The following is a 2,915-nucleotide window of genomic DNA, read 5'->3' as shown; positions in this document are numbered from 1 at the left end:
TCCTCGTAGCCGGACCAGTCAAAGACCGACAGGCTGGCGGCGTCGGCGGATGCGATGCCCGCCGAGGCGGTCAATGCCGTGGCCGCGGCCAGTACCGTTTTGAAGTGTTTCATATGTTGTCCTCCCTTTATTCTCATGCCTCGCGGGCGCCGAGGTCGATGACAGAGGCGTTCTGCACCCCCAGCCAGACCGGATCGCCCTGCTTGTGGTCAACCGTGTGGAAGTAGTTCGGCACCGATACCGCGATGGGCTGCGGCAGGCCGTCGGCGGTGACGTGGTAATGGACGTTCTCGCCGTAAAAGGCGGCATTGCTGACGGTGCCCTGCAGATAGCCGTCGTAGCCGTCGGGCTTCTGCGCCGAAATCTCCAGCTGTTCGGGACGGATGCCCGCCAGCAGCTGCGGCCCGCGCCGCGCCACATTCGGGTTCACATCGATGGACAGCGGCCCGAAGCCCTGCACCTCAGCGTGCAGTTTGCCGTCCGCCTCTCCGGTGACAGCCGCATCCAGGAAGTTCATGCCGCCGATGAAGGCCGCGACCTCCTGGCTGCAGGGGCGGGCATAGAGCACCTCGGGCTTGTCGACCTGCTTCAGCTGGCCCTTGAACATCACGCCGATGCGGTCGGACATGGTCATCGCCTCGTACTGGTCGTGAGTGACCATGACAAAGGTGATGCCCAGCTTCTGCTGCAGGCGGCGCATCTCGAACTGCATCGCCTCGCGCAGGTTCTTGTCGAGCGCCGACAGCGGCTCATCCAGCAACAGCACCTTGGGCCGCATCACCAGCGCCCGCGCCAAGGCCACCCGCTGGCGCTGGCCGCCGGACAGTTCCGTCGCCTTGCGCGACTGCAACCCGCCCAGCTCCACCATTTCCAGCGCCTCGGCGACGCGTTCTTCGGTCTCTGCTTTGCCCAGCTTCAGCTTGCGCAGACCAAAGGCGACGTTATCGCCGACGTTCAGATGCGGAAAGATCGCATAGGACTGGAACACCATATTGGTGGGGCGTTTGTTGGCAGGGATGTGGGCCATGTCCTGGCCGCCGATGCGGATGGTGCCGGCGTCGTGGTCCTGGAAGCCCGCGATCATCCTGAGCGCGGTGGTCTTGCCGCAGCCGGAGGGTCCGAGCAGGGAAAAGAACTCGCCCTCCCTCAGCGTCAGGTTCAGGTCGCGCACCGCGGTGAAGGTGCCGAACCGTTTCTCCACCCCGGAGATTTCGATGATGTTCTGAGTGGTCATCTGCGTATCCTTCATCAGGCGGACTTGGCGGAGCGGCGGCGGAAGTATTCGGCGGTCAGGAGCAGCAGCACCGAGGCGAGCAGCAGCAGCGAACCAAGCGCCAGCGTGTTCGGCAGCTTGGCCGGGAAGCGGATCTGGCTCCAGATATAAACTGGCAGCGTGGGCTGGTTGCCGGACAGGAAGAAGGCCAGCACGAACTCGTCGAAGGAAACGGTGAAGGTGACCAGCAGACTGGCAACAATCCCCGGCGCCACGATCGGCAGGGTCACCCGCCGGAAGGTGCCGATGACGCTTTCGCCAAGGTCAAAGGCGGCTTCCTCCAGCGACTGGTCGAAGTCGTCAAAGGCGGACTTCATGATCGAGACCGCAAAGGGCAGCGCGACAAACACATGGCCCAGGATCACCGTGGTCAGCGACGGCTTCAGCCCCAGCGAGATGAACAGCACCAGCATCGAGGACGCCACGATGATGCCCGGAATGACCAGCGGCAGCATCACCAGCCCCTCGGAAACCTCGCGCCCCTTGAAACGGTAGCGGACATAGGCGCGGGCCGCGAACAGCCCCAGCGAGGTGGCCACCAGCGCAGTCACTGCACCGACGATCAGCGAGTTCACCATTGCCTGCAAGAGCGTGTCCTGCTCGCCCAGCTGGGCGTACCATTTCAGCGTGAAGCCCTTCATCGGAAAGGCGACGATGGTGCCGTCATTGAAGGAGAACAGCGGCAGCAGCAGCACCGGCAGGTAGAGGAACACCAGGTAGGCCACTGCGTAGGCCAGCAGCCAGGGGAAACGGAAGGGTTTGCGCCGCGGCTTGCTGACAGCAGCGCTCAGCGGCTTGTTCAGGGGTTCGCTTGCCGGTGTGCTCAACGGATCCTCCTCCCCAAAGCGGTAGCCAGGATGACAAACAGGATGGCCACAAAGCCGACAGAGGCCATTGCCACCAGCGACAGGGTTGCGCCCAGCGGCCAATTGTTGGCCGGGCCGAACTGCACCTGGATCAGGTTCGCCACCATCTTGCCCTGCGAGCCGCCGACCAGCGACGGGGTGACGTAGTCGCCCACGGTCGGGATGAAAATGATCAGGCTGGCGGCGATGATGCCCGGCACGGTCAGCGGCAGGGTGACACGGATGAACCGCTCCAGCTTGTTGAGACCCAGGTCGGTAGCCGCCTCCAGCAGCGAACGGTCGATCTTTTGCAGCGACACATAGATCGGCAGGATCGCAAAGGGCGCCCAGGCATGGGCCAGGGTCAGGACCACCGCGAATTCATTGTACAGAAGGAAGGTCAGCGGCTCTGTGATCAGCCCCAATGAGATCAGCGCCGAGTTCATCACCCCGTTGAAGCCGAGGATCAGTTTCCAGCTGAACACCCGCAGCAGGTAACTGGACCAGAACGGGATGGTGATCAGCAGCAGCCACAGGGTTTTCTTCTGGGTGCGGAAGGCGATGAAATAGGCGATCGGATAGGCCAGCGCCACCGTCGCCATGGTCACCGCCCCGGCAATCAGGATCGAGCGCAGCATCAGGTGCCGCACCAGCGGATCGGTCGCCGCCTCCAGGTAATTGGCCCAGGTCAGGGTCTTGTCGATCTCGACATAGGTCTGGGTCCAGAAGCTGTAAGCCACCAGGATCCCCAGCGGCGCAGCCACCAGAAGCCCCACATAAAGCGAAGCCGGGGCGCT

The 2,915-nt window shown here is 63.4% G+C and carries 3 protein-coding genes; all 3 read right to left on the bottom strand.

All coding sequences use genetic code 11. The features are described from left to right. Positions 1-133: 133 nt before the first annotated feature. Positions 134-1,234: an ABC transporter ATP-binding protein gene (locus KUW17_RS23125; RefSeq protein ID WP_222482644.1), complete on the bottom strand. Its 1,101-nt coding sequence runs from the start codon at positions 1,232-1,234 to the stop codon at positions 134-136. 14 nt (positions 1,235-1,248) lie between these two features. Continuing rightward, positions 1,249-2,064: an ABC transporter permease gene (locus KUW17_RS23120; RefSeq protein ID WP_409996790.1), complete on the bottom strand. Its 816-nt coding sequence runs from the start codon at positions 2,062-2,064 to the stop codon at positions 1,249-1,251. Positions 2,065-2,096: 32 nt separating this feature from the next. Then, positions 2,097-2,915: ABC transporter permease (locus KUW17_RS23115; protein WP_222482643.1), on the bottom strand; the 819-nt coding region annotated here is incomplete at its 5' end.

Source organism: Leisingera aquaemixtae (assembly GCF_019801145.1).
GTDB lineage: Bacteria > Pseudomonadota > Alphaproteobacteria > Rhodobacterales > Rhodobacteraceae > Leisingera > Leisingera aquaemixtae_A.
This window is presented reverse-complemented; position numbering and strand designations above follow the sequence as displayed.